Source organism: Halomonas sp. CSM-2, from assembly GCF_002119345.1.
Classification (GTDB): Bacteria; Pseudomonadota; Gammaproteobacteria; order Pseudomonadales; family Halomonadaceae; genus Vreelandella; species Vreelandella janggokensis.
Window position 1 is genome coordinate 181,472 of the sequence record NZ_NBYR01000008.1, and the last position, 20,479, is coordinate 201,950.

At 55.7% G+C, this 20,479-nt stretch carries 16 protein-coding genes; 4 read left to right on the forward strand and 12 right to left on the reverse strand.

Going from position 1 to position 20,479, the window contains the following annotated elements:
- The first annotated feature begins 52 nt into the window (after positions 1–52).
- Positions 53–961 carry an EamA family transporter RarD gene (gene rarD, locus B7L15_RS08845; protein WP_085918620.1) on the forward strand — a complete coding sequence of 303 codons (909 nt, stop codon included), beginning with the start codon at positions 53–55 and terminating at the stop codon, positions 959–961.
- Here rarD and B7L15_RS08850 read toward each other — a convergent pair.
- A complete protein-coding gene (locus B7L15_RS08850) occupies positions 932–2,581 on the reverse strand; it encodes a methyl-accepting chemotaxis protein (RefSeq protein ID WP_085918621.1) in 1,650 nt (549 codons plus the stop codon). The genes rarD and B7L15_RS08850 overlap by 30 nt on opposite strands.
- Before the next feature lie 246 nt (positions 2,582–2,827).
- On the opposite strand from B7L15_RS08850, the gene B7L15_RS08855 reads away from it, so the two are divergent.
- Positions 2,828–4,531, forward strand: a complete 1,704-nt coding sequence (locus B7L15_RS08855; protein WP_085918622.1) for a SulP family inorganic anion transporter — start codon at positions 2,828–2,830, stop codon at positions 4,529–4,531.
- A gap of 22 nt (positions 4,532–4,553) precedes the next feature.
- Here the strand turns inward: B7L15_RS08855 and B7L15_RS08860 are convergent, their stop codons facing one another.
- From B7L15_RS08860 to B7L15_RS08905, 10 genes are all read right to left on the reverse strand, one after another.
- On the reverse strand, positions 4,554–6,398 hold the full coding sequence (locus B7L15_RS08860) for a protein kinase domain-containing protein (RefSeq protein WP_085918623.1): 1,845 nt from the start codon (positions 6,396–6,398) through the stop codon (positions 4,554–4,556).
- Positions 6,399–6,410: 12 nt separating this feature from the next.
- Entirely contained in the window at positions 6,411–7,655 is a 1,245-nt protein-coding gene (locus tag B7L15_RS08865; protein WP_085918624.1) for a 2-oxo acid dehydrogenase subunit E2, read from the reverse strand.
- Positions 7,656–7,673: 18 nt separating this feature from the next.
- Positions 7,674–8,651 (reverse strand): alpha-ketoacid dehydrogenase subunit beta, encoded by a 978-nt coding sequence (locus B7L15_RS08870; RefSeq protein ID WP_066317536.1) that lies wholly within the window; start codon positions 8,649–8,651, stop codon positions 7,674–7,676.
- A 1-nt stretch (position 8,652) separates the two neighbouring features.
- Entirely contained in the window at positions 8,653–9,855 is a 1,203-nt protein-coding gene (locus B7L15_RS08875) for a thiamine pyrophosphate-dependent dehydrogenase E1 component subunit alpha (protein WP_085918625.1), read from the reverse strand.
- Positions 9,856–9,989: 134 nt separating this feature from the next.
- Entirely contained in the window at positions 9,990–10,712 is a 723-nt protein-coding gene (locus tag B7L15_RS08880) for an ABC transporter permease (protein WP_085918661.1), read from the reverse strand.
- Positions 10,713–10,755: 43 nt separating this feature from the next.
- Positions 10,756–11,721 carry an ABC transporter ATP-binding protein gene (locus tag B7L15_RS08885; RefSeq protein WP_085918626.1) on the reverse strand — a complete coding sequence of 322 codons (966 nt, stop codon included), beginning with the start codon at positions 11,719–11,721 and terminating at the stop codon, positions 10,756–10,758.
- Positions 11,718–12,935 (reverse strand): ABC transporter permease, encoded by a 1,218-nt coding sequence (locus tag B7L15_RS08890; protein ID WP_085918627.1) that lies wholly within the window; start codon positions 12,933–12,935, stop codon positions 11,718–11,720. Before B7L15_RS08890 ends, B7L15_RS08885 begins: the two co-directional genes overlap by 4 nt.
- Before the next feature lie 2 nt (positions 12,936–12,937).
- Positions 12,938–13,852 (reverse strand): glycine betaine ABC transporter substrate-binding protein OsmF, encoded by a 915-nt coding sequence (gene osmF, locus B7L15_RS08895; protein WP_085918628.1) that lies wholly within the window; start codon positions 13,850–13,852, stop codon positions 12,938–12,940.
- A 107-nt stretch (positions 13,853–13,959) separates the two neighbouring features.
- A complete protein-coding gene (gene cysS / locus B7L15_RS08900) occupies positions 13,960–15,366 on the reverse strand; it encodes a cysteine--tRNA ligase (RefSeq protein WP_085918629.1) in 1,407 nt (468 codons plus the stop codon).
- Between the two features lie 11 nt (positions 15,367–15,377).
- On the reverse strand, positions 15,378–17,057 hold the full coding sequence (locus B7L15_RS08905; protein ID WP_085918630.1) for a glutamine--tRNA ligase/YqeY domain fusion protein: 1,680 nt from the start codon (positions 17,055–17,057) through the stop codon (positions 15,378–15,380).
- Between the two features lie 155 nt (positions 17,058–17,212).
- Here B7L15_RS08905 and B7L15_RS08915 point away from each other — a divergent pair, with 155 nt between their 5' ends.
- Together B7L15_RS08915 and B7L15_RS08920 are read left to right on the forward strand one after the other, a co-directional pair.
- Positions 17,213–17,713, forward strand: a complete 501-nt coding sequence (locus tag B7L15_RS08915; RefSeq protein WP_085918632.1) for a peptidylprolyl isomerase — start codon at positions 17,213–17,215, stop codon at positions 17,711–17,713.
- Between the two features lie 14 nt (positions 17,714–17,727).
- Positions 17,728–18,498, forward strand: a complete 771-nt coding sequence (locus tag B7L15_RS08920; RefSeq protein ID WP_085918633.1) for a UDP-2,3-diacylglucosamine diphosphatase — start codon at positions 17,728–17,730, stop codon at positions 18,496–18,498.
- A gap of 68 nt (positions 18,499–18,566) precedes the next feature.
- Here the strand turns inward: B7L15_RS08920 and B7L15_RS08925 are convergent, their stop codons facing one another.
- Positions 18,567–20,387 carry a SurA N-terminal domain-containing protein gene (locus B7L15_RS08925; protein WP_085918634.1) on the reverse strand — a complete coding sequence of 607 codons (1,821 nt, stop codon included), beginning with the start codon at positions 20,385–20,387 and terminating at the stop codon, positions 18,567–18,569.
- Between the last annotated feature and the right edge of the window lie 92 nt (positions 20,388–20,479).

Genomic DNA, 20,479 nt, shown 5'->3' on the forward strand with positions numbered 1-20,479 from the left:
TTCATGTTGTCGCGTTTGTGTTAGATTAGCATTTTTAAATAATGAGGCTGCTATGCATCCCACTCCACCACGCGATCCCGAAGCCGTCAAAGGGGTCACCTTTGGTTTGACGGCCTATACCATGTGGGGATGCTTCCCGCTTTTTTTTGCGCTGTTTGATGGCGTACCGGCGGTCGAGATACTGGTTCACCGCATTTTGTGGTCATGTCTTTTCCTGGTGGGCCTTATTACCCTCCTACGCCGCTGGCCGCCGGTTGTCGCCGCCCTGGTGGAGCCCAGGCGTCTCGGCCGTGTTCTCGCCTGCGCCTTGCTGATTGGGTTCAATTGGGGAATGTATATCTACGCGGTTGAAACCCGCCAAGTATTACAGGCCAGTTTAGGTTATTTTTTAACCCCGCTGGTCAATGTGGCGCTGGGCATGCTGGTACTGCGTGAAGTGATGGCACGGTTGCAACTGGTGGCACTGGGGTTGGCCAGCCTGGCGATCGCCATTCAGTTTTTAATGCTGGGGGAATTGCCATGGATCAGTCTACTGCTGGCACTGAGCTTTGGAAGTTATGGCCTGTTTCGCAAACAGGTCCCGCTTGATGGCCTGTCGGGGCTTTTTGTTGAGACGTTGTTGCTATTCCCCGTTGCGCTGATCGCATTGGCAGGCTTTAGTTGGAAAGGAACATCCCACTTTTTAGGCGACACCCAGACAACGGCCCTGTTGATCGCCAGCGGGGTCATTACGGCCCTCCCGCTCATGGCTTTTGCGGGCGCTGCGAGGCGTTTGCGCCTCGCGACGCTTGGGTTTCTGATGTACATCAACCCCAGTATCCAGTTTTTAATCGCCCTGGCTGTTTTTGGAGAACCTCTCAGCCCTATCCAGTTGGTGACGTTTATCATGATCTGGACAGGGCTGGCACTTTACTCTTGGTCTGCCTGGCAATCACGTCCCGGCGAACTGTCGGCCAGGTAGCGCGGGCACATCGTCTTGATGGTCCAGAGCCTGAGAAACCGGTTCGCGCTCTGGCTGATAGCCGATACGGAAACCACCCCAGTGTCGGCCATTGATATAGATGGGTACTGACAGGTCATGCATGATCTCGCCCGTATCACGCTTATAGGTTTGCAGTAGCAGTGGCTTTTCGTGTGCACCACAGCGGCGCCCCGTCGGGTCGTCGAAGATACGCTTGCTGCGACAGAATTTTAAGTCGTGTTCAAAGTCGCCAGTGGGCGCACGGCTCACGGCTTGATTGTGGGTGGGCACATAGCCTTTCTTATCGCAGGTAATCGCGTAGCTCAACTCAAGTTGGGTAAGTAACGGTTCCTGGATATCGGGCAGATATTTATCGGTAAAGTCATCGAACGACGTTCGATACAGCGGTGGCCGAGTATCGGGGATCTGCTGATAGCTGGGCTGGAACAACGCCGCTTCGCTTAATTCGCCGCGTTTGAGGGCGTTCTCAAACAGTTTGCCCAACCGGTCGGCGGCTTTCCGCGCCGCATGAAAAACTTGTTGATGACGACCGTTGAGCCGCTGTTGCGCCAGCTCGCCATCAACACCTTCTGCCGCTTCCATCAGCGCACGGGCCTGATTCGCCAGGTCGTGCATGTCGCGGTTGCCTTCATCAACGTCTGCTTCCAGCTCGTGCAAGGTATCGGCCACGGTCTGGCTATGCTGACGGGTATTATCGATGGCGTCCGCAACGCTGCTGATTTCACTTTGCACTTGATCAAATTCCTGGGTAATGGTGCCCAGACTGGTACCGACGTGCTGCATGTCAGCGGACCGGTGACTGATTCGACTCATCAGGCTCCCCATCGATGACACCACGTTTTGCCCGCTTTGATGCATATCCTTGACGAGCTCATCCACGCTTTGAGTGGCCGTCGAGGTCTTGTGAGCCAGGTTGCGAACCTCACCGGCCACGACAGCAAACCCTCGTCCGTGCTCGCCTGCCCGTGCGGCCTCAATGGAGGCATTGAGCGATAACAGGTGCGTTTGTTCGGCAATGTCTTCAATCATTGAGGTGACGTTGCGCACACGCTCGATCTTGTCGTTAAGCGCGGTCAGCATTTCCAGCGCTTGCTGGGACTGTTCGGACACATCGCTCATTTCCTGGATGATATCGGTGAGTGCTTCCTGATTGTGATGACTGGCTTCGCGGGCGCTTTCAGCGAGCGTGGCAACCTGAGAGGCGCTGGCACTGACCTGCATGATAGCCGTATTGATAGCCCCCATGCTGGCTGACGACTCCCGAGCCATTCTTTCCTGTTTAGTGAGACGCTGATCCATCAAATCTGCGTAGTGTGAAACTTCTGCCGAGGCGATCGCGGTGCTGCTGGCGCGCTTCATTAACCTAAACGCCATGGCGCGTAGCGACGCATAATCGGCCATTAACCGATTGACAGGTCGCCTGCTCTCCAACGACTGCTGATCTGCCTGGTATAGCGCTCCCCAGGCCATCAAAACACTCAGCCCCCCCGCAAGAGCCGCCAACCCCACCGCTACATATCCCCCAAATGTACTGAAAGACACTAGCCAACCCGCCAGTGCCAAGAGCACGATGGGAACCGCCCATTGAATGACACGCATAGTCAGTTCTCTTGTTATTAAAGTGGTAATGAGGCCCTAAGTCTTCCATTAGACTTATCGTAAGCTTACTAATTAATGAGGATTAAATAAGTAACACTTTGGGGGAAGGACGCCCCTCTGAAGATGAAATTACCGCAGGGTGCCGTAATTTGACTTATAACTTGTTAATATAATGACCTACATTCGCGTTAAGCTCTGACACAGCTTATCAATCCGAAGAATTGAGGCGGATCGCCCCGGGAGCCCATGCTAAAGCGCTACTTGCCCATTCTGTCCTGGCTGCCTTACTACCATAAGCGGTTACTGGGAGCAGATTTACTTGCCGGCTTGATTGTCACCGTCATGGTCATACCGCAGTCGCTTGCCTATGCCCTTCTCGCAGGACTTCCGGCCGTGGTGGGCCTTTACGCCAGTATTTTACCGCAGCTGGTATATACCCTGTTTGGTACCAGCCGTACCCTGGCTGTGGGCCCTGTGGCGATTATTGCGCTAATGACCGGGGCTGCCCTTTCATCGGTTGCCTCTCCAGGATCTGATGCCTACCTGGAAGCCGCCTTGGTGCTGTCGATGCTTTCGGGGGGCATGCTGGTCGCCATGGGGCTGCTGAAAATGGGCTTTTTTAGCAATTTCTTGAGCCACCCGGTCATTTCAGGTTTTCTAACGGCCTCAGGTATTCTGATTGCGGTCAGTCAGCTTGGCAGTCTGTTGGGGATCGAAAGCAGCGGTTTCACTCTGGTGGAGCGTTTGATGACGCTCATCCCCAACCTGGATGCCCTCAACGTGCCCACCTGCCTTTTGGGGCTTGGCACACTGGTGTTTTTGGTATGGCTTCGTCGACATGGGAAATCGACACTCAAGCGCCTGGGGCTACCCAATAGTGCTGCCGACCTGGTCGCCAAGGCAGGGCCGGTGATCGCCGTGGTTGCTACCACCCTTGCCACCTGGTACTGGGGGCTTGCTGATCAGGGCGTCAATGTCGTCGGCGACGTGCCGTCTGGGCTTCCCGCTTTCAGCCTGCCGTGGGCTGATGCCTCGTTATGGAAAGCGCTATTCATTCCGGCCTTGCTCATCAGCCTGGTCGGTTTTGTCGAGTCGGTGTCGATGGGGCAGATGCTGGCGGCCAAACGGCGCCAGCGCATTTCCCCCAATCAGGAATTGATTGGCCTGGGCGCAACCAACCTGGCCGCGGCCGTTACCCATGGCATGCCGGTGACCGGCGGCCTGTCACGCACGGTGATTAACTTTGATGCGGGCGCTCAGACGCCAGCTGCCGGTGCTTTTGCCGCGCTGGGCATTGCGCTGGTGACGATGGCGTTTACGGGATGGCTTTACTACCTGCCAATTGCCACCCTGGCAGCGACGATTACCGTGTCTATCCTGACCCTGGTGGATATCCCCATGCTGCGCCAGACGTGGCGCTATTCCCGCAGTGATTTCTCAGCCATGGCGCTTACCATCATCCTGACGCTTGTCGAGGGAATCGAGGCGGGTATTCTGGGGGGCGTGACCCTTTCCATTGCACTTTATCTATATCGTACCAGTCGCCCGCACAGCGCGCTTGTCGGGCGCGTGCCTGGCACCGAACACTTCCGTAACATTACCCGTCACGATGTCGAGACTGTCAGCCGTGTCGCACTACTGCGAATTGATGAAAGCCTGTACTTCGCCAATGCGCGCTATCTGGAAGATACGCTGTATAACCTGGTGGCCAGCCGTCCCGAACTGGAACACGTGGTATTGATTTGCTCAGCCGTTAACCTGATTGATGCATCAGCACTGGAAAGCCTCGACGCCATCAATGCCCGCCTCAAGGACGCAAGTGTCAAACTGCACCTTTCAGAGGTAAAAGGCCCTGTGATGGATCAGCTCAAGAAAAGTGACTTTCTTGAGGCGCTCACCGGTCGCGTCTTTCTCAGTACTTACGCGGCATGGCGGGAATTCTCCCGGTAACACCTGCAAAAATGGTCTGCCTTTATTGGCCATGTTTCCTGATATAGTCCCGGGGGTCACGCGGGTAGTATCGTTCGGGCTGGCTTTCAAGGTGCGTAAAGTAGCGGGTATCTTTGTAAGGCATTTTCATGAATCCAGAGACCCCCAGACCTTCAATTTGGCTGACTGATGCGAGCATTTTCACCAGCAACGCACGAAATTCGCCCTCCCTGGAAGGGTCGAGAAGACGATAGTAGCTGTGAATCTTGAGGTGCTTGGGCAGCGCTTCAAAAATGATCATGCCGGTGTGATGAATCTCGTTAAGCTGTTTGAGCACCTGCATGATCGATTCTGGCAATGCTAATAGCTCTTCGGGATCGGGACCATCCTCGAAGTAGCTATGCTGACGAGTACGGTCCTCAAGTTCCGGAACGGCGCTCATTTCATAGCTGATCGCCATGCCGGGTTCGCAATCAAAAGCCTCTGACGCTGAACCCCGCTCCAGATGCAATGTTTGGCGGGCGTTAAACAGACAGCTCTTGAATACCCCTTGGCGATGGATCGCCCGCGCCAGGTGCACCATGTTATTGACCGCTTCGATAAACGCAGGCTTCAATGCCGGGTCGTGCAGGTTCAACGACGAATCGATATAGACCCCGTCGCGCTCCCAGCGTACCGCCAGACCGCCTACAACCGGGTACTTGCCCAGACGGCTCACCGAGGCCAGAAAGGCTTTTTCAGTTTCTCCCATCCCCTGCATGAACTGTTTGTAATAGCGATCCAGCTGCACATCGTTAACGTCGTTGAGGGTTTCAGGGGCATTGGCTTCACGCAGAAACGCCTTGCGAGAACTGTACACCACGGTGTCAATTTCCTGTTCAGCCGGACGCCCCCATACAGGTACCAGCGGTGATTGAACGCTACCCGGCAGGTCCAGCATCACCACACGAGCCATCCGGGGCATGGCGCGCAAAAAATAGTCACCCGCTTTGCGGCGTATTTGAGGATCTGGGTCGAGCATAGCGTCCAGCGTTCGGGCAAACTCCATGGGAAGCCCCAGCGAACTGGCAGGAATCGCGCGATGACCAAAGCGGCACGACTGGGCAGACGCCAAGGCATACAAGGTGCCCGCCACGCCCTGCTCGTCAAAGCGTGGCGACGAAAGTGCTCCATTGAGCTGTTCCTCGCCGATAAAATAGACATCGCCCAGTCGCGCATTGGTCTGTTGCAGGTTATCCGACATCAACTCCATCACATTAGCACCAACGAACTGCAATTGGGCATCGAGCTGGGCAAAGACGGATGAGCCCCAATCGATCAAGGCGATGGACTCGTCAGTCGGGTCAAAGACCAGATTGGAGGGTTTGATATCACCGTGGACGACAGGCCGCGCCTTGGGTCCGGACTCTCTGCGTAACGCCATGAGGATATCGGCTAACTGAGCGGCGATGCGGACGATCAGACGGGGTGACAGGCGCCCCTCCTTGAGCAATACCTGTTCAAGATTCAAGCCGGGCGCGCGCTCCATGACCAGAATCGATTGCCCCCGCGCGCGCTGGTAGGTAATCAACCTGGGAATGAGCGGGTGCGACACCTGCTCCAGCATGAACGCCTCTTCTTCAAGGCGTTCCTGGAGGTGAATAGGCAGGGTAATGCGCGAGAACTTGAAAACGTAGTGCGCCGTCGCTCCCTGGATCGGCGCACTACCGGCAAAAACGAAACCGTAGGCACCCTTACCGATCAGTTCGATGTCCCGGTATCCCAACTGGGAGAGCTGCTCCTGGCACAGCGCCACCCAGTCCTTGAGCTTGCGGGCATCGTGGTGGCTCAGCAGGTATACCGACTGCTCCTCGGGTATATAAAATTGCTGAAGGGGTGCCTGAGCCATGGGGTGCCTGCGTTATCCCAGATGCAACAACATGCTATCTGGGGCTTCCAGAAAGCCCTTCCAGGTATTACAGAAGCGCGCGATCGTACCGCCGTCGATAAAACGGTGATCCCCCGCCCAGGTAATCGTCATGATCGCACGCCGCTGGACCTCGCCCTGGTCATCAAAACGCGGCAACCACTGGGTTTTGCCAATCGCCACGATGGCGGCTTCCGGGGCATTAATGATCGGCGCCGCGTAGGTGCCGCCCAGCGCCCCAATGTTGGAAATGCTGATGGTGCCACCCTTGAGATCCGCCTGATCAACCCGCCCTTCTCTGGCCGCATGGGTTAAACGCCCAACTTCCCTGGCAATCTCCAGGAGCGTCAATCGCTCGACACCTTTGACATTGGGCACCAGCAAGCCAGCCTTGCTGTCCACGGCCATGCCGATATTGCAATGAGAGTAGTAGTGCAGCTCGTCGCCTGCTTGATTGAGCTGGGCATTGATAATCGGTGTTTGGGCAATCGCCAATGCCATCGCTTTCATGAAGAAAGGCATCAGCGTCAAGCGCTCCCCCTGGGCTTCTGCTACCGGTTTCAAGCGTTCCCGCATGGCGAGAAGCTGCGTCGCGTCGATTTCCTCACCGTAATGAAAATGCGGAATCGTGCTGGCCGATTCCACCATGCGCTTGGCCATCATCGCCCGCATACCACGCAGTGGCTCGACCCGGCTCACTTCACCACTCCCTCGTGATGAAGAAGCCATCGAAACGGTCTCTGCAGGTTGATCAAGATGCGCCAGGACGTCTTCTTTGAGGACTCGGCCGTCTTTGCCGCTTCCCGCGATATCCGTGAGCTGCAACTGATGCTCTCTGACCAGCCGTCTGACGGCGGGGCTTGCAGGCACTTTCCCCTGAGTAACAACCGATGGGGTTGAGGGTGACGGCTGAGTTTCCGCCTGTTTTTCAGCAGCCGGGGGCTGACTGGACGACGACGCTTCTGAGCTATCATTCAATACCTTTGCCTCATCAGCCTCTTCACCCTCAGCCTGGTAGGCATAAAGGGGGGCATGGACCTTGGCAATTTGCCCCTGATCGACATACAGTTTAGTGACCACGCCTGCCTCATGGGCGGTGATTTCCACCAGCGCCTTGTCGGTCATGACCTCGACAATAGGCTGATCTTCTTCAATCCGGTCGCCTTCAGCGACGCGCCATTCGACCACTTCACACTCGACGATACCTTCGCCGATATCCGGCAACATAAAATCGCTCATTGTTGTTCTCCTCTGGCGTCAAAAATTAACGCTTTCACGAATCGCTTCAAAGATTTTCAGGTGGTCGGGTAGATACTCTTTTTCCAGCACCAGCGGGAAAGGCGTATCCAGCCCGGTCACCCGTGCAATGGGCGATTCCAGGTAGAGAAAACAACGCGCCTGAATCGTCGCGGCAATTTCACCGGCGAAACCACCGGTCAACGGCGCTTCATGGCTGACCACTAACCGACCTGTCTTGAGAACGGACTCGGCGACCGTATCTGCATCCCAGGGCAATAGCGAGCGCAGGTCGATGACTTCGCAGTTAATGCCCTGCTCCTCTGCCAACTCCACCGCTTTGCCAATCACTTCCATCTGCGCGCCCCAACCGACCAGGGTAATATCGCTGCCTTCCTTGGTGATCTCGGCCTCGCCGATGGGAAGCTGGTAATCGTCTTCCGGTACCTCGCCGACTGACGCGCGGTAAAGCCGCTTGGGTTCTAGAAACAGCACCGGATCCGGGTCACGAATGGACGCCAGTAGTAGCCCCTTGGCCTGATAGGGGTTGCGGGGCACCACAACCTTTAACCCAGGTGTATGGGTGAAGTAGGCCTCGGGGGATTGTGAGTGATAAAGGCCACCGGAAATCCCACCGCCGTAAGGCGTCCGAATGGTCAGGCCGCCGACGTTAAACAAATCGCCCGAGCGATAGCGGAATTTGGCGGTTTCGTTAACGATTTGATCGAAGGCGGGAAAAATATAATCGGCAAACTGAATTTCAGCGACTGGAACCGATCCCTGAGCAGCCAAGCCATTGGCAAAGCCAATGATACCCTGCTCTACCAAAGGGGTATTAAAACAGCGGGCCTTGCCATATTTTTCCTGCAGGTGGCTGGTGGCACGAAAGACGCCGCCAAAAATCCCCACATCTTCACCAAAACAGATGACTTTTTCGTCTTCCGCCATGGCAATGTCGAGGGCGTTATTAATTGCCTGAAGCATATTCATTGTCGGCATTTTATTCGCCCCCCTGGGAGTCGGCATCGGTGCTCACACTCAGATCCAATGACTTGGCCCCACGCGGGTAAGCCTCCGGGTAGCGGCGGATATGCTGCTTGAGCTGGTCGAACTGCTGCTGCAACGCCGGGGTGACATCCGCATAGACATCGCTGATCAGGGAGTCCAGGGGCGGAGGCGAGCGCTTTTCGGCGCGCTTCATGGTGTCCAACACTTCACGACGCAGACGTTCCTGCTCGCTGGCCTCTTCGTCTTCGCTCCACCAGCCTTTGGCCAACAGCCACTTCTGCATGCGCAACAGTGGGTCTTTGATACGCCAGGCCTCTTCCTCATTTTTGGAACGATAACCCGACGGGTCATCGGAAGAGGAATGCGCGGCCAGCCGATACGTCATCGCTTCTATCAGCACGGGTTGATTGCGTTCAACGGCGATTTCACGAGCCTGTCGCGTGGCTTCATAGACCGCCAGTATGTCGTTGCCATCCACACGGATCACATGCATGTGATAACCAAAAGCCCGGGGGGCGATACCGTCGGCTGCAAACTGCTCTACCGCCGGCGTCGAAATCGCGTAGCCATTGTTGCGGCAGAAAAAGATCACCGGGACCTGGTGGACCGAGGCCATATTCAGCGCCGCATGAAAGTCGCCTTCAGAAGCCGCCCCTTCACCAAAGAACGTTAGGGTACAGTGCCCATCGCCCGCCATTTTCTGACCATAGGCATAGCCTGTCGCCTGGGGAATCTGGGTAGCAAGCGGCGAGGAAATGGTCATGTAGTGGAGCTTTCGCGACCCATAGTGAATCGGCATCTGGCGGCCTTTGCCATAGTCCAGCTCGTTGCCGAATAGCTGATTCATGAATTCATCAATGGAAAACCCGCGGTACATCAAGGCACCCTGCTCGCGATACTGCGCCATGATCATGTCGGCATCGTCGAGCGCCGCCGTGGCGCCTACCACGGCGGCTTCTTCGCCGGTGCATTGCATGTAGAAAGACAGCCGTCCCTGACGCTGGGCCGCCAACATACGCTCATCGAGAATACGCGTTGCCAGCATCGCATGATAAATGCGCCGGGCATGGTCTTTTTCAAGCGTCGGGGCATCAGCTTCGCTGTAGAGTTCGCCCTCGGGGCTCAGCAAACTGAAGGTGGGAATCGAAAATTCATCGCCTGTCAGGAAGACAGGCTGGTGTGCATGCTGTGTCATCATTATTGTCCTTGTCGTACCCCTTTTGAGGGCAGTGTTGTCGGTGATGACCTTTTATGCCAGTGGATTTATCTGACATTGGTCAACGCAACACCTGCGACAGTAACGCAGCTGAGACACTTTAGGGATTCGACTTAAGAGGTATAAAAGCGCGAACGTAGCCGTTCCTGAAGACGCTCGAACAGGCTATCGACGGTCAACGCCAGCAACGCGATGGTCAGCGCCCCCTGAATGATATAAGCCATGTTTCCGTTCACAATACCGGCAATGATGGGGTCACCCAGATTGCTCGCACCGACGGTGGCGCCGATCGCGGCGGTCGAGATATTGATGGTGATGGAGGTCCGAATGCCGGCCAGTATGACTGGGGCCGCCAGGGGCAACTCCACCTGACAAAGGGTTTGCCAGCCCGTCATGCCCATCGCGGCGGAGGCGCTTTTAACCTCTTTATCAACGCCCTGTATGCCGCCTAGTGTATTTCGAACGATGGGTAGCGCGCCATACAGCACCAGCGCAACAATGATCGGCAGTGTGCCAAAACCTAATGCCGGTACCGCCAGCGCCAGCACGGCAACCGGTGGAAAGGTCTGACCCAGTGAGGCGACTTGCGCCACCAGAGGTAAAAAATTACGTCCCCATTCCCTTGTCACGACAATCGCCGCCAACACGCCACTCGCCGTGGTAATCACGGCGGCCGCGCTGACCACAAGGAGGTGCTGCACCAACAGCGACGCTAAGCTGGCGCGTTGATAGACAACCTGACGGGCATCCGGCTCTATCACGCGTAGCACACCGTCAGCGTAAGGAAATCCCCAGACACACACCATTAAAAGCACCAGCCAGATAGCCGGCCACATCACCTGGTTAGCGCCGCGCGCCGTCAGCGAACGGCCCAAGGCATTATGACTCACGCACTTTTCCTTGTTCCGGTTGGGCTTCCTTGACGATTTTGCGCAGTGTGAGCTCGCCTACCGGCACGTCGTGTTGGTCCACGACGGTAAGCCGATCCGTATGGTCACGCAGCATCATGGAAAGCCCCTGGCGCAGGGAAAACGCCGCGGGAATTCTCGATTGAGCAGGTAATGTTGGTCCCATCGGGGCCATATGGTCCTTTACCCGGGTCAATGCCGCCTGCTTCAGCCCGCGCTCAAGTCCGCCGAGCAACGATTCCACAAACGGATCCTGCGGATGCTGAAGCAGTGCCAGTGGCGTGCCCTGCTGAACAATATGGCCTTCACGCATCACGACCAGATGATCCGCCAGCTTTAGCGCTTCATCCATGTCATGGGTAACAAACACCACCGTTTTATGCATCTTTGCCTGGAGCCTGGCAAGTTCATCCTGAAGCTTTTCACGGGTAATCGGATCCAGTGCGCCAAAGGGTTCATCCATCAGCAAAATATCAGGGTCAGCAGCCAGCGCCCGCGCCACCCCGACACGCTGCGCCTGCCCGCCCGACAGCTGATGAGGGTATTTATGGGCGAATTCATCTTTCGGCAAACCCAGCAGGTTCATCAGCTCGTCAACTTTTGCCTGAACCTCTGCGGCGGACCATTTAAGCAGGCGTGGAACGAGTCCAATATTGCGAGCCACCGTCCAGTGGGGAAATAATCCTGTGTGCTGAATCACATAGCCGATGCGACGCCGCAACTTGACCGGGTCATAGGCGGCAATCGGTTGACCATCCAATATGATGTCACCCTCGCTGTGCTCGATCAGACGGTTAATCATCCGTAAAGTGGTTGATTTACCACAGCCCGACGTACCCACAAGCGCACAAAACTTGCCTTTTGGGATGTGCAGCGAAATGTCATCCACTGCGACAGCGTCGCCAAAACGTTTGGAAACGTGGGCGAGTTCGATCATTGGGCTTCTCCAGGCGGCACGGTATTTTTCGGCCGGAGGATATCAGACAAGGCCCCCAGTCCGGCGTCTGCTATGAGCGCCAGTATCAGAATGGGCAATGCGCCCAGTAACACCATATCCATCGCTGCCTGCCCCAATCCCTGAAAAATAAAAGCCCCCAGGCCGCCCGCGCCAATCAAGGCAGCAACCGCCGTAAGGCCAATAGCTTGGACCGATGTGATTCTTATACCCTCAATCAGCACCGGCAAGGCCAGTGGCAAACGTACCTGCCAGAAGCGCTGGCTATTGCGCATCCCCATCCCGCGTGCCGCTTCCAATGTTTCAGGACTGACTTGCTCAAGGGCAATGTAGGTGTTTCGCACCATCGGCAGTAGACTGTAAGCGACCAGCGCCAGCAAAGCGGGTGCCCAGCCAATGCCACTGACTCCCAGTTGAGACAACAGCGGCCACTGAGCCGCCAGCCAAGCAAGGGGGCCCAGCATTAAACCGAACAGGGCGATACTCGGAATGGTCTGCAGGAAATTGAGCACCCCAAAGGCGACTTTCTGAAAGTTTGCATAGCGGCGCATCAGCATGGCAAGGGATAGACCCAATCCAATACTGATAGCCACGGCGACACTCACCAGCGATATATGTTGTCGCAAGGCGCGCCAGAATTCATCGTCCCGAGCGCGAAACTCCTGCCCCAACGCCAACGCCTCAAGCGCCCACATGGCACACAGCCACCAGACGATCGCGACGCCCAGAAGCATCAGGACAGTCCAACGCCGTGGCAGCGTTAAACGCAAGCGCAGCTCGATCCAGCACAGGAATAATAGAGATAGCATCAGCCAATAGGCCATCCCCATATTCAGTCGAGCTGGTGGCGCATCGCTACTGACCAGCCGGTCGCTGGCCACCATCAAACCAAACGGCATCAGGAGAAGTAATAGACAGACACCTACCAGGGCAACCTGATAGTTCTGTCGACTAGGCTGGAGAGACAGCAGCACCAGGGTGAGAATGACACCGCTGACCAGCAATGCCCCCAACCAGCCCACGGCTTCAACCAGACCAGCTCCCTGGCCGCTGACGATCCGGTTGGGGGAGACGCTGACGACATCGAACAGCCAAACGGCCACCAATAGGACGCTGAGGAGAACGACGAGAACACTATTGGGCCGCCACTGTCGCCAAGACATACGCGGACTTGGCAAAGCATCCAGCAACGCCATTATCAGTCGTTATCCAGGCTATCGAGGTAATCGCCTGCGACATTACCGGGTGACATGCCGTTCACTGCCACGTCAGCGTTGAGTTTTTGCAGCGTTTCAAGATCCAGCGTGCTGAATACGTTCTCAAGCAACGGAGCGATATCAGGATACGCTTCCAATACGCTTTCGCGTACGACCGGGGCGGGTTGATAAATGGGTTGAACACCCCTTGAATCTTCAAGCACCACGAGCCCCAGCGCATTCAAACCGCCGTCGGTACCGTATGTCATCGCGGCATTGACGCCACTGGTCTGCTCGGCGGCTGCCCGCATGGTGGCCGCCGTGTTACCGCCAGAAAGCACCAGCAGTTGGTCTTCGCTGAGTTCAAACCCATAGGCTTGCTGAAAAGCGGGAAGAGCCTGCTCGGATTCAACAAATTCGGCGCTTGCCGCAAACTTGAACTCGCCCCCTTCGTCCAGATAAGCCGCCAGGTCATCGAGCGTTTCCAGGCCATTCGCCTCTGCGACGTCCTTTCGCACACTCATGGCCCAGGTATTGTTGGCACTCGCCGGACTTAGCCACACCAGTCCCTGTTCGGCATCGAGCTCACGGACAGTTTCATACGCCTTTTCCGGGTCGTTCCATACATCGCTGCCGCCCATATCGAAGAAAAAGGCGCCGTTGCCGGTGTACTCGGGATAAAGGTCGATTTCCCCCGCTTGCAGGGCGCTACGTACAACACTGGTGCCGCCCAACTGCAGGCGGTCTTCAGTGGGGATATCGTTACGCTCCAGCGTCTGTATGATCAGTTCACCCAGCACCGACCCTTCCGTGTCGATTTTTGACGAGACTACCACAGGGTCATTGGCATTAACCGATGATAGCGGTAACAGGCTGACACATCCGATGGCGATGGCCGATTTAGTCGCAAAACGCATTGTCATCATCCTTTTGGCAGAGTTTGGTAGGAGTATATGCCCCTCGTGCGTTGAAGTCAGACGCCCTTCGAATCCACAGCGCTATCTAAACCATCGCTTGGCCCTGCTTAAGAAGCAGACTCGACGACCCAGGTGGTGCCTTCTCGGGAATCTTTAAGAATAATCCCCAGCGCCGCCAGTTCGTCGCGGATGGCGTCGGCTTGAGCAAAATCCTTGTTGGCTTTGGCAGCCTGACGCTGGGCAATCTTTTCGTTGATGGCCGACTCACTCAGCGCGAGATTGTCTTGCTGCGAGCCTTTGAGAAACGCCTCTGGTGATTGCTGGAGAAGCCCCAGCACGCCGCCCAGCTGTTTCAATTCAACGGCCAGACCCAGGGCTTTTTCAGGTGCATCGGATTTAGCACGGTTGACATCACGCGCCAGGTCAAACAAGACCGCCAACGCTTCGGGGGTATTGAAGTCATCGTCCATGGCTGTGGTAAAACGCTCGCGATAGTGGGCAACCGCCGGATCATCGCTCGCGGCGGCGGCATCAACTGGCACGCCCTCCAACGCCGTATAAAACCGCGTCAATGACTTTCTGGCTTCTGAAAGCGAATCCAGTGAGTAGTTAATCGCACTTCTGTAGTGGCTGGCGACCAGCAGAAAACGGACCACTTCGGGGTCGTGCTCAGCCAGCACTTCACGAATTGTGAAGAAGTTTCCCAGCGACTTCGACATCTTTTCCTGGTCAACACGGACGGCCCCCGCGTGCATCCAGGTATTCACATAGGTCTTGCCGGTGGCCGCTTCAGACTGTGCGATTTCATTTTCGTGGTGAGGGAAGGTCAGGTCCGGGCCACCTCCATGAATATCGAAAGTGTCGCCCAGGCAGCAGGTCGACATTGCCGAGCATTCAATATGCCAACCGGGGCGGCCATCTCCCCAGGGAGATGGCCAACTGGCCTCGCTGGGTTTGGCCGCCTTCCACAGCACGAAATCCAGCGGGTCCTCTTTATGAACGTCTACGTCAACGCGGGCGCCTGCGCGCATGTCATCCAACTGGCGATTATTCAGCTTGCCATAGTCAGCGAAACGGCGAACGCGGTAATACACATCGCCGTTGTCGGCCGGATAGGCAAAGCCTTTTTCAATCAACGTCTGGATCATGGCGATAATATCGTCGACATGCCCGGTTGCCCTGGGTTCATGGCTGGGCGGCAACACACTGAGGCGCGCCTCGTCCTCGTGCATCGCCGCAATCATGCGCTCGGTCAGCGCCGAGATAGTCTCGCTGTTCTCATCGGCACGCTTCAGGATCTTGTCGTCAATATCGGTGATATTGCGCACATAATTGACTTCATAACCTCGCTCCCGCAAGTAGCGCGTAATGACATCGAACGCCACCATGACGCGGGCATGGCCAAGGTGGCAATAGTCATACACCGTCATGCCGCAGACATACATACTCACCTTGCCCGCCACCAGCGGGGTAAAAGGCTCTTTGCGACGTGTCAGCGTATTGTAAATATGCATGTGCCGATTCCTTAACCTTTCTGTTTGATTTTCGCCCAGCTGTCCTTGAGCCCGACAGTACGGTTGAACACCAGATGGTCTGGCGTCGATACATGCCGATCAGCACAGAAATAACCCACACGCTCGAACTGGAAACGCGCTTCAGGTCCTGCATCCGCCAGGCTGGGTTCGCCGATGGCGTGGCAAACCGTCAGTGACTCGGGGTTCAGATGGTCCAGAAAGTCGACATCTTTGTCCCGGTCAGGCTGCTCCACCATGAACAAATTATCATAGAGACGCACTTCCAACGGGATACCATGGTCGACACTCACCCAATGGATGACCCCTTTCACTTTTCGACCCTCGGGGTTTTTGCCCAGGGTGTCAAAATCAACCGAGCAGCGCAGTTCGGTTACCTCCCCAGCGTCATCCTTGATGACCTCATCGCAGCAGATAACATAGCTATTGCGCAGGCGGACTTCCTTGCCCGGCGCCAGGCGGAAGAATTTTTTCGGCGCATCTTCCATGAAATCATTCTGGTCGATGTAGACCTCACGGGTTAATGGCACTTTCCGCACCGGCATGTCGTCACGCGCCGGGTGGCCTGCCACTTCATATACTTCCTCGTGATCGTCAGGCACGTTGGTCAGCACCACTTTCAGTGGCTTCAATACACACATCGCACGCGGCGCATTATCTTCAAGGTCCGAACGAATCGCGTGGGTCAGCATGGCGATATCCACCAGGCCGCCATCTGCGCGGGTAACGCCAATCATCTCGCAGAACTTGCGGATGGCGGCGGGTGTATAGCCGCGGCGACGCATGCCAGAGATAGTCGGCATACGCGGGTCATCCCAGCCGTCGACGATCTGTTCGTCCACCAGCATTTTAAGCTTACGCTTCGAGGTCAGCGTGTAGTTCAGGTTCAATCGGGCAAACTCGATCTGACGGGGTTTGGTGGGTACCGGAAGATGATTCAAGAACCACTCGTAAAGCGGCCGATGGTCTTCGAACTCCAACGTGCAGATCGAGTGGGTAACCCCCTCGATGGCATCAGACTGCCCATGGGTAAAATCGTAAGACGGGTAGATTTTCCACTTATCGCCGGTCTGATGGTGGCTGGCATGTCGGATTCGATACAGGATCGGGTCACGCAGGTTGATATTGGGCGATGCCATGTCAATTTTGGCACGCAGCACCTTTTCACCCTCAGCAAACTCTCCCAGGCGCATGCGCTCGAGAAGATCAAGGTTCTCCTCCGCGCTACGCTCACGGTAAGGACTCGGCTGGCCTGGCTCGGTTAGCGTACCGCGGTATTCGCGAATTTCGTCAGGTGTCAGGTCATCAACATAGGCTTTATCTTCACGAATCAGGTGTTGCGCCCAGGCATATAGCTGGTCGAAGTAGTCAGAAGCAAAACGCACCGCCCCTGCCCACTGGAAGCCCAGCCAACTGACGTCCTCTTTAATCGCGTCAATATAGGCCTGCTCTTCTTTAGCAGGGTTGGTGTCGTCAAAGCGTAAATGACACTCACCACCCATCTGTTCCGCCAACCCAAAGTTCAGGCAGATCGACTTTGCATGGCCGATGTGCAGGAAGCCATTGGGCTCAGGGGGAAAGCGCGTCACAATCTTAGTGACCTGGCCGCCCTCGATTTCGTCGCGTACTTGGTTGCGAATGAAGTTCGGCGCTGGGGTGGTCTCGTTGGTCATGGTGGTGTTGATAACCTCGTGGTGGATGGCATGCTTGGCGTCGTCTGCCTACTCTAACGGTATAGCGCTTCGCGGTGCCAAGCAAAACCGGTATTATAACGTGACGCCGATGCACAGCGCCAAGGCGAACGCCTTTATTGAACAGGAATTTATCTATGATCGTATTACAGACGAACCACGGCGACATCACGATTGCGCTTAATCACGAAAAAGCCCCCGTCACCGCCGCCAACTTCGAGCAGTACGTTCGCGATGGTTTTTACGATGGCACCCTTTTTCACCGTGTCATTGATGGCTTTATGGTCCAGGGCGGTGGCTTTGACCAGGATTTCAATCAAAAACCCACCCGTGATGCAATCGAAAACGAAGCGGATAACGGGCTGAAAAATACCCTGGGGACCCTGGCGATGGCACGCACCCAGGACCCTCACTCCGCTACTGCTCAGTTCTTCATTAATGTCGGTGATAACAGTTTTCTGAATCATAGCGGCAAGAATTTGCAGGGTTGGGGTTACGCCGTTTTTGGTGAAGTCGTCGACGGTATGGACGTGGTCAACGCCATTAAAAACGTCAGCACCACGCGTCGCGGTATGCATGCCGACGTACCCGCCGAGGACGTTATCATCGAGCGCGCCTATCTCAAGGAAGCAGAATAATCTCCGGGAGCTATATGCGTACCCTGCTAGTTGCTGATATGCATTTAAGTCATGATACCCCTGAGATCAATCAGGGGTTCTATGATTATTTAGCCCATACCGCCAGAGGAGCGGATGCCCTGTACATTCTGGGCGATCTGTTTGACGCCTGGATCGGTGATGATCTCCTCGATACGCCTCACCCACTGGGCGCTGTCGCTCGCGAGGTCATTCAGCAATTACACCGGCTTAGCAGCGATGGAACCGCGATATATTTTATTCACGGCAACCGTGATTTCTTGCTGGGCCAACGCTTTATTGACGCCTGCCAGGCGACACTGCTTTCCGAGGTCGAACAAATCGAGCTCCAGGGCGTGCCTGCCGTCATCTTGCACGGCGATAGCCTGTGCACTCGGGATGAGGCGTATATGGCATTTCGCCAACAATCTCGGGACACTGAATGGCAAGCTCAGATACTCGCCATGCCGCTGGATCAACGCTTGGAATTGGCCAGCAGCCTACGCCTGCAGTCGGGAGATGCCAATGCCAAGAAGGCAGATGCCATCATGGATGTTACCCACGATGAGGTGGTAGCGCTGATGGAAAAGCATGGTGTCACAACCATGATTCATGGCCATACCCATCGCCCCAAAGTGCACGATTTAACCGTGGAAGATGTTCCTGCAAAACGCTTCGTGCTTGGCGACTGGGATGCCAGTCACGGTTGGGATATTGTGGTCGAGAAAACAGACCATACTACCCCTCGGCTGCGGCAGTTCCCCCTTAACGACCCACCGCCTCCCTAGCGGCCACTATAAAAAAAGCCGATCCCTTGGATCGGCTTTTTTGACGGTACGTGCTTAACGCCCAAATATCATCGCTCAATCTCGGCGTCACTACGCAGGTCTTCAACAAGCCCCTGAATAATCGCCTGCGCGCGCAATTGCTGGGCCATTTGAGCGACAAACCGCTCGCGCTCTTCATCCACATCACCCGCCGTGACTTCGTCAAGCGCAAGGACCGCAACGCCAGTAGGTAGAACTGCCGTTTGGTAGGTGCTTTCGCCGTCATCGGGATGGGGCATCCGGAAAGCAGCTTGCACGATCAGTTGAGAAGCCGTGACTTCATCCTGGCGGCGTACATTGTTGGCTTCCAGCCATTGCCTATCAATCGACTCACCTGCCTGCAGGCGTGCCACCATGTCTTCGGCTTGCGACTGAAGCCGCTCCTGTTGCCGCTTGGCGCGTACCGCTGCCTCGACCTCATCGCGCACGTCATTTAGCGGCAACTGAGTCTGCTCACGATGGTCAGCAACGCGAACGACCAATCGACGGTCTTCATCCAGCTCGATCACTTCGCTGTTATAACCTTCCTCCAGAACGTCGTCACTGAAGGCCTGCTCCATGACGCCTGGCTCAAATAGAACGCTACTACCCTGGTCATTCCGGGACAGCCAGTCGCTTTCTTCAAGGGTTAGCGAAAGGTCTTCGGCGACGCTTTGCAAGTCATCGGCGGCAAAGCTCTCGTCGATGAGCTGCTGAACCTTATCGTTAAACGCATCATTCACTTCGTTCATCGCGACATCTTCACGCAGCGAATCCCGCTGGTCCTCAAACGCCGGACGCTCAATGTCGGTGACTTGAATGATATGCAAGGCGTTGTCCATTTCGACAACCGATGACGTTTCCCCCTCATCAAGAGAAAATGCCGCCTCATCAAAGGCTTCACCAAAGAAGCCAGGGCTGATCGTGCCGAGGTCGCCGCCTTCTTCCGCACTGGCCGTATCATCAGAATAGCGGAGTGCCGTATCGGCGAAAGACTCGCCGTCTTCAAGGGCTTGTAGCGCTTCATCCGCCCGCTGCTGAGCTTCATCGCGATTGCGCTCATCACCGAATGTAATCATGATGTGCGAAACGCGACGATCTGCGTCTTCGGTCCGCTCTAGCCAGGCTTCTCGCAGTGCCTCTTCATCCACATCGACGTTATTTGCCATTTCTCGACGGTCGACCAGAACATACTCAAGACGCACCTGTTCGGGACGTTCAAACCGATCAGCATTGGCTTCATAGTAGGTTTGAAGCTCATCGTCGCTGATCTCGATATCCCCCTCGAGGTCATCTTCATCCAACATCACGTAACGAAAACTGCGCTGTTGACGTTGAAGTTCTGCCAGACGCTGACGTTCGTTATCCAGCGTGAAGTCACTAAACGCGAGGCCTTGCTGAAGCTGTTGACGTTTAACGTCCACTTCCAGTTCCTCACGAAATGAAAGAGGGGTATAGCCTGCACCTGATAGGCGGTTGCGAAATATGTCGGGCGAGAATCGTCCGTCTTCATCCTGGAATTCAGGAATCCCCACAATGAGCTGGTCGACTTGATCTTCGGATACGTACAAGCCGCCTTCTTCAGCATATTGGGTAAGCAGTGTTTGTGTTACCAGTTCATCCCTTATGTCATTGCGCAGTTGACGCTCTTGCTCAGGAGGGACCTGGCCCGAACGCATAGCACGCTGAACTTCCAATTCAATCTGTTGGCGCATGATGGGCTCGCCATTCACGCTGATTTCCTGATTCGGGTCGTCACCGAACAGACCAAACAAAGATTCCACACCGAAAAGCGCCATGGCAGCCACCATGACCCCGATAATAATCTTGGCTCCCCAGCTTCTGGATCCATTCCGAATACTTTGCAGCATGTTTTCCTCAGGCAGTCACAGCTAAACGGGTCGCCCCTAAAGGTGAGCTAGAAAATAACATGGGCGCATCGCGGTTGCGATGCGCCCATAGA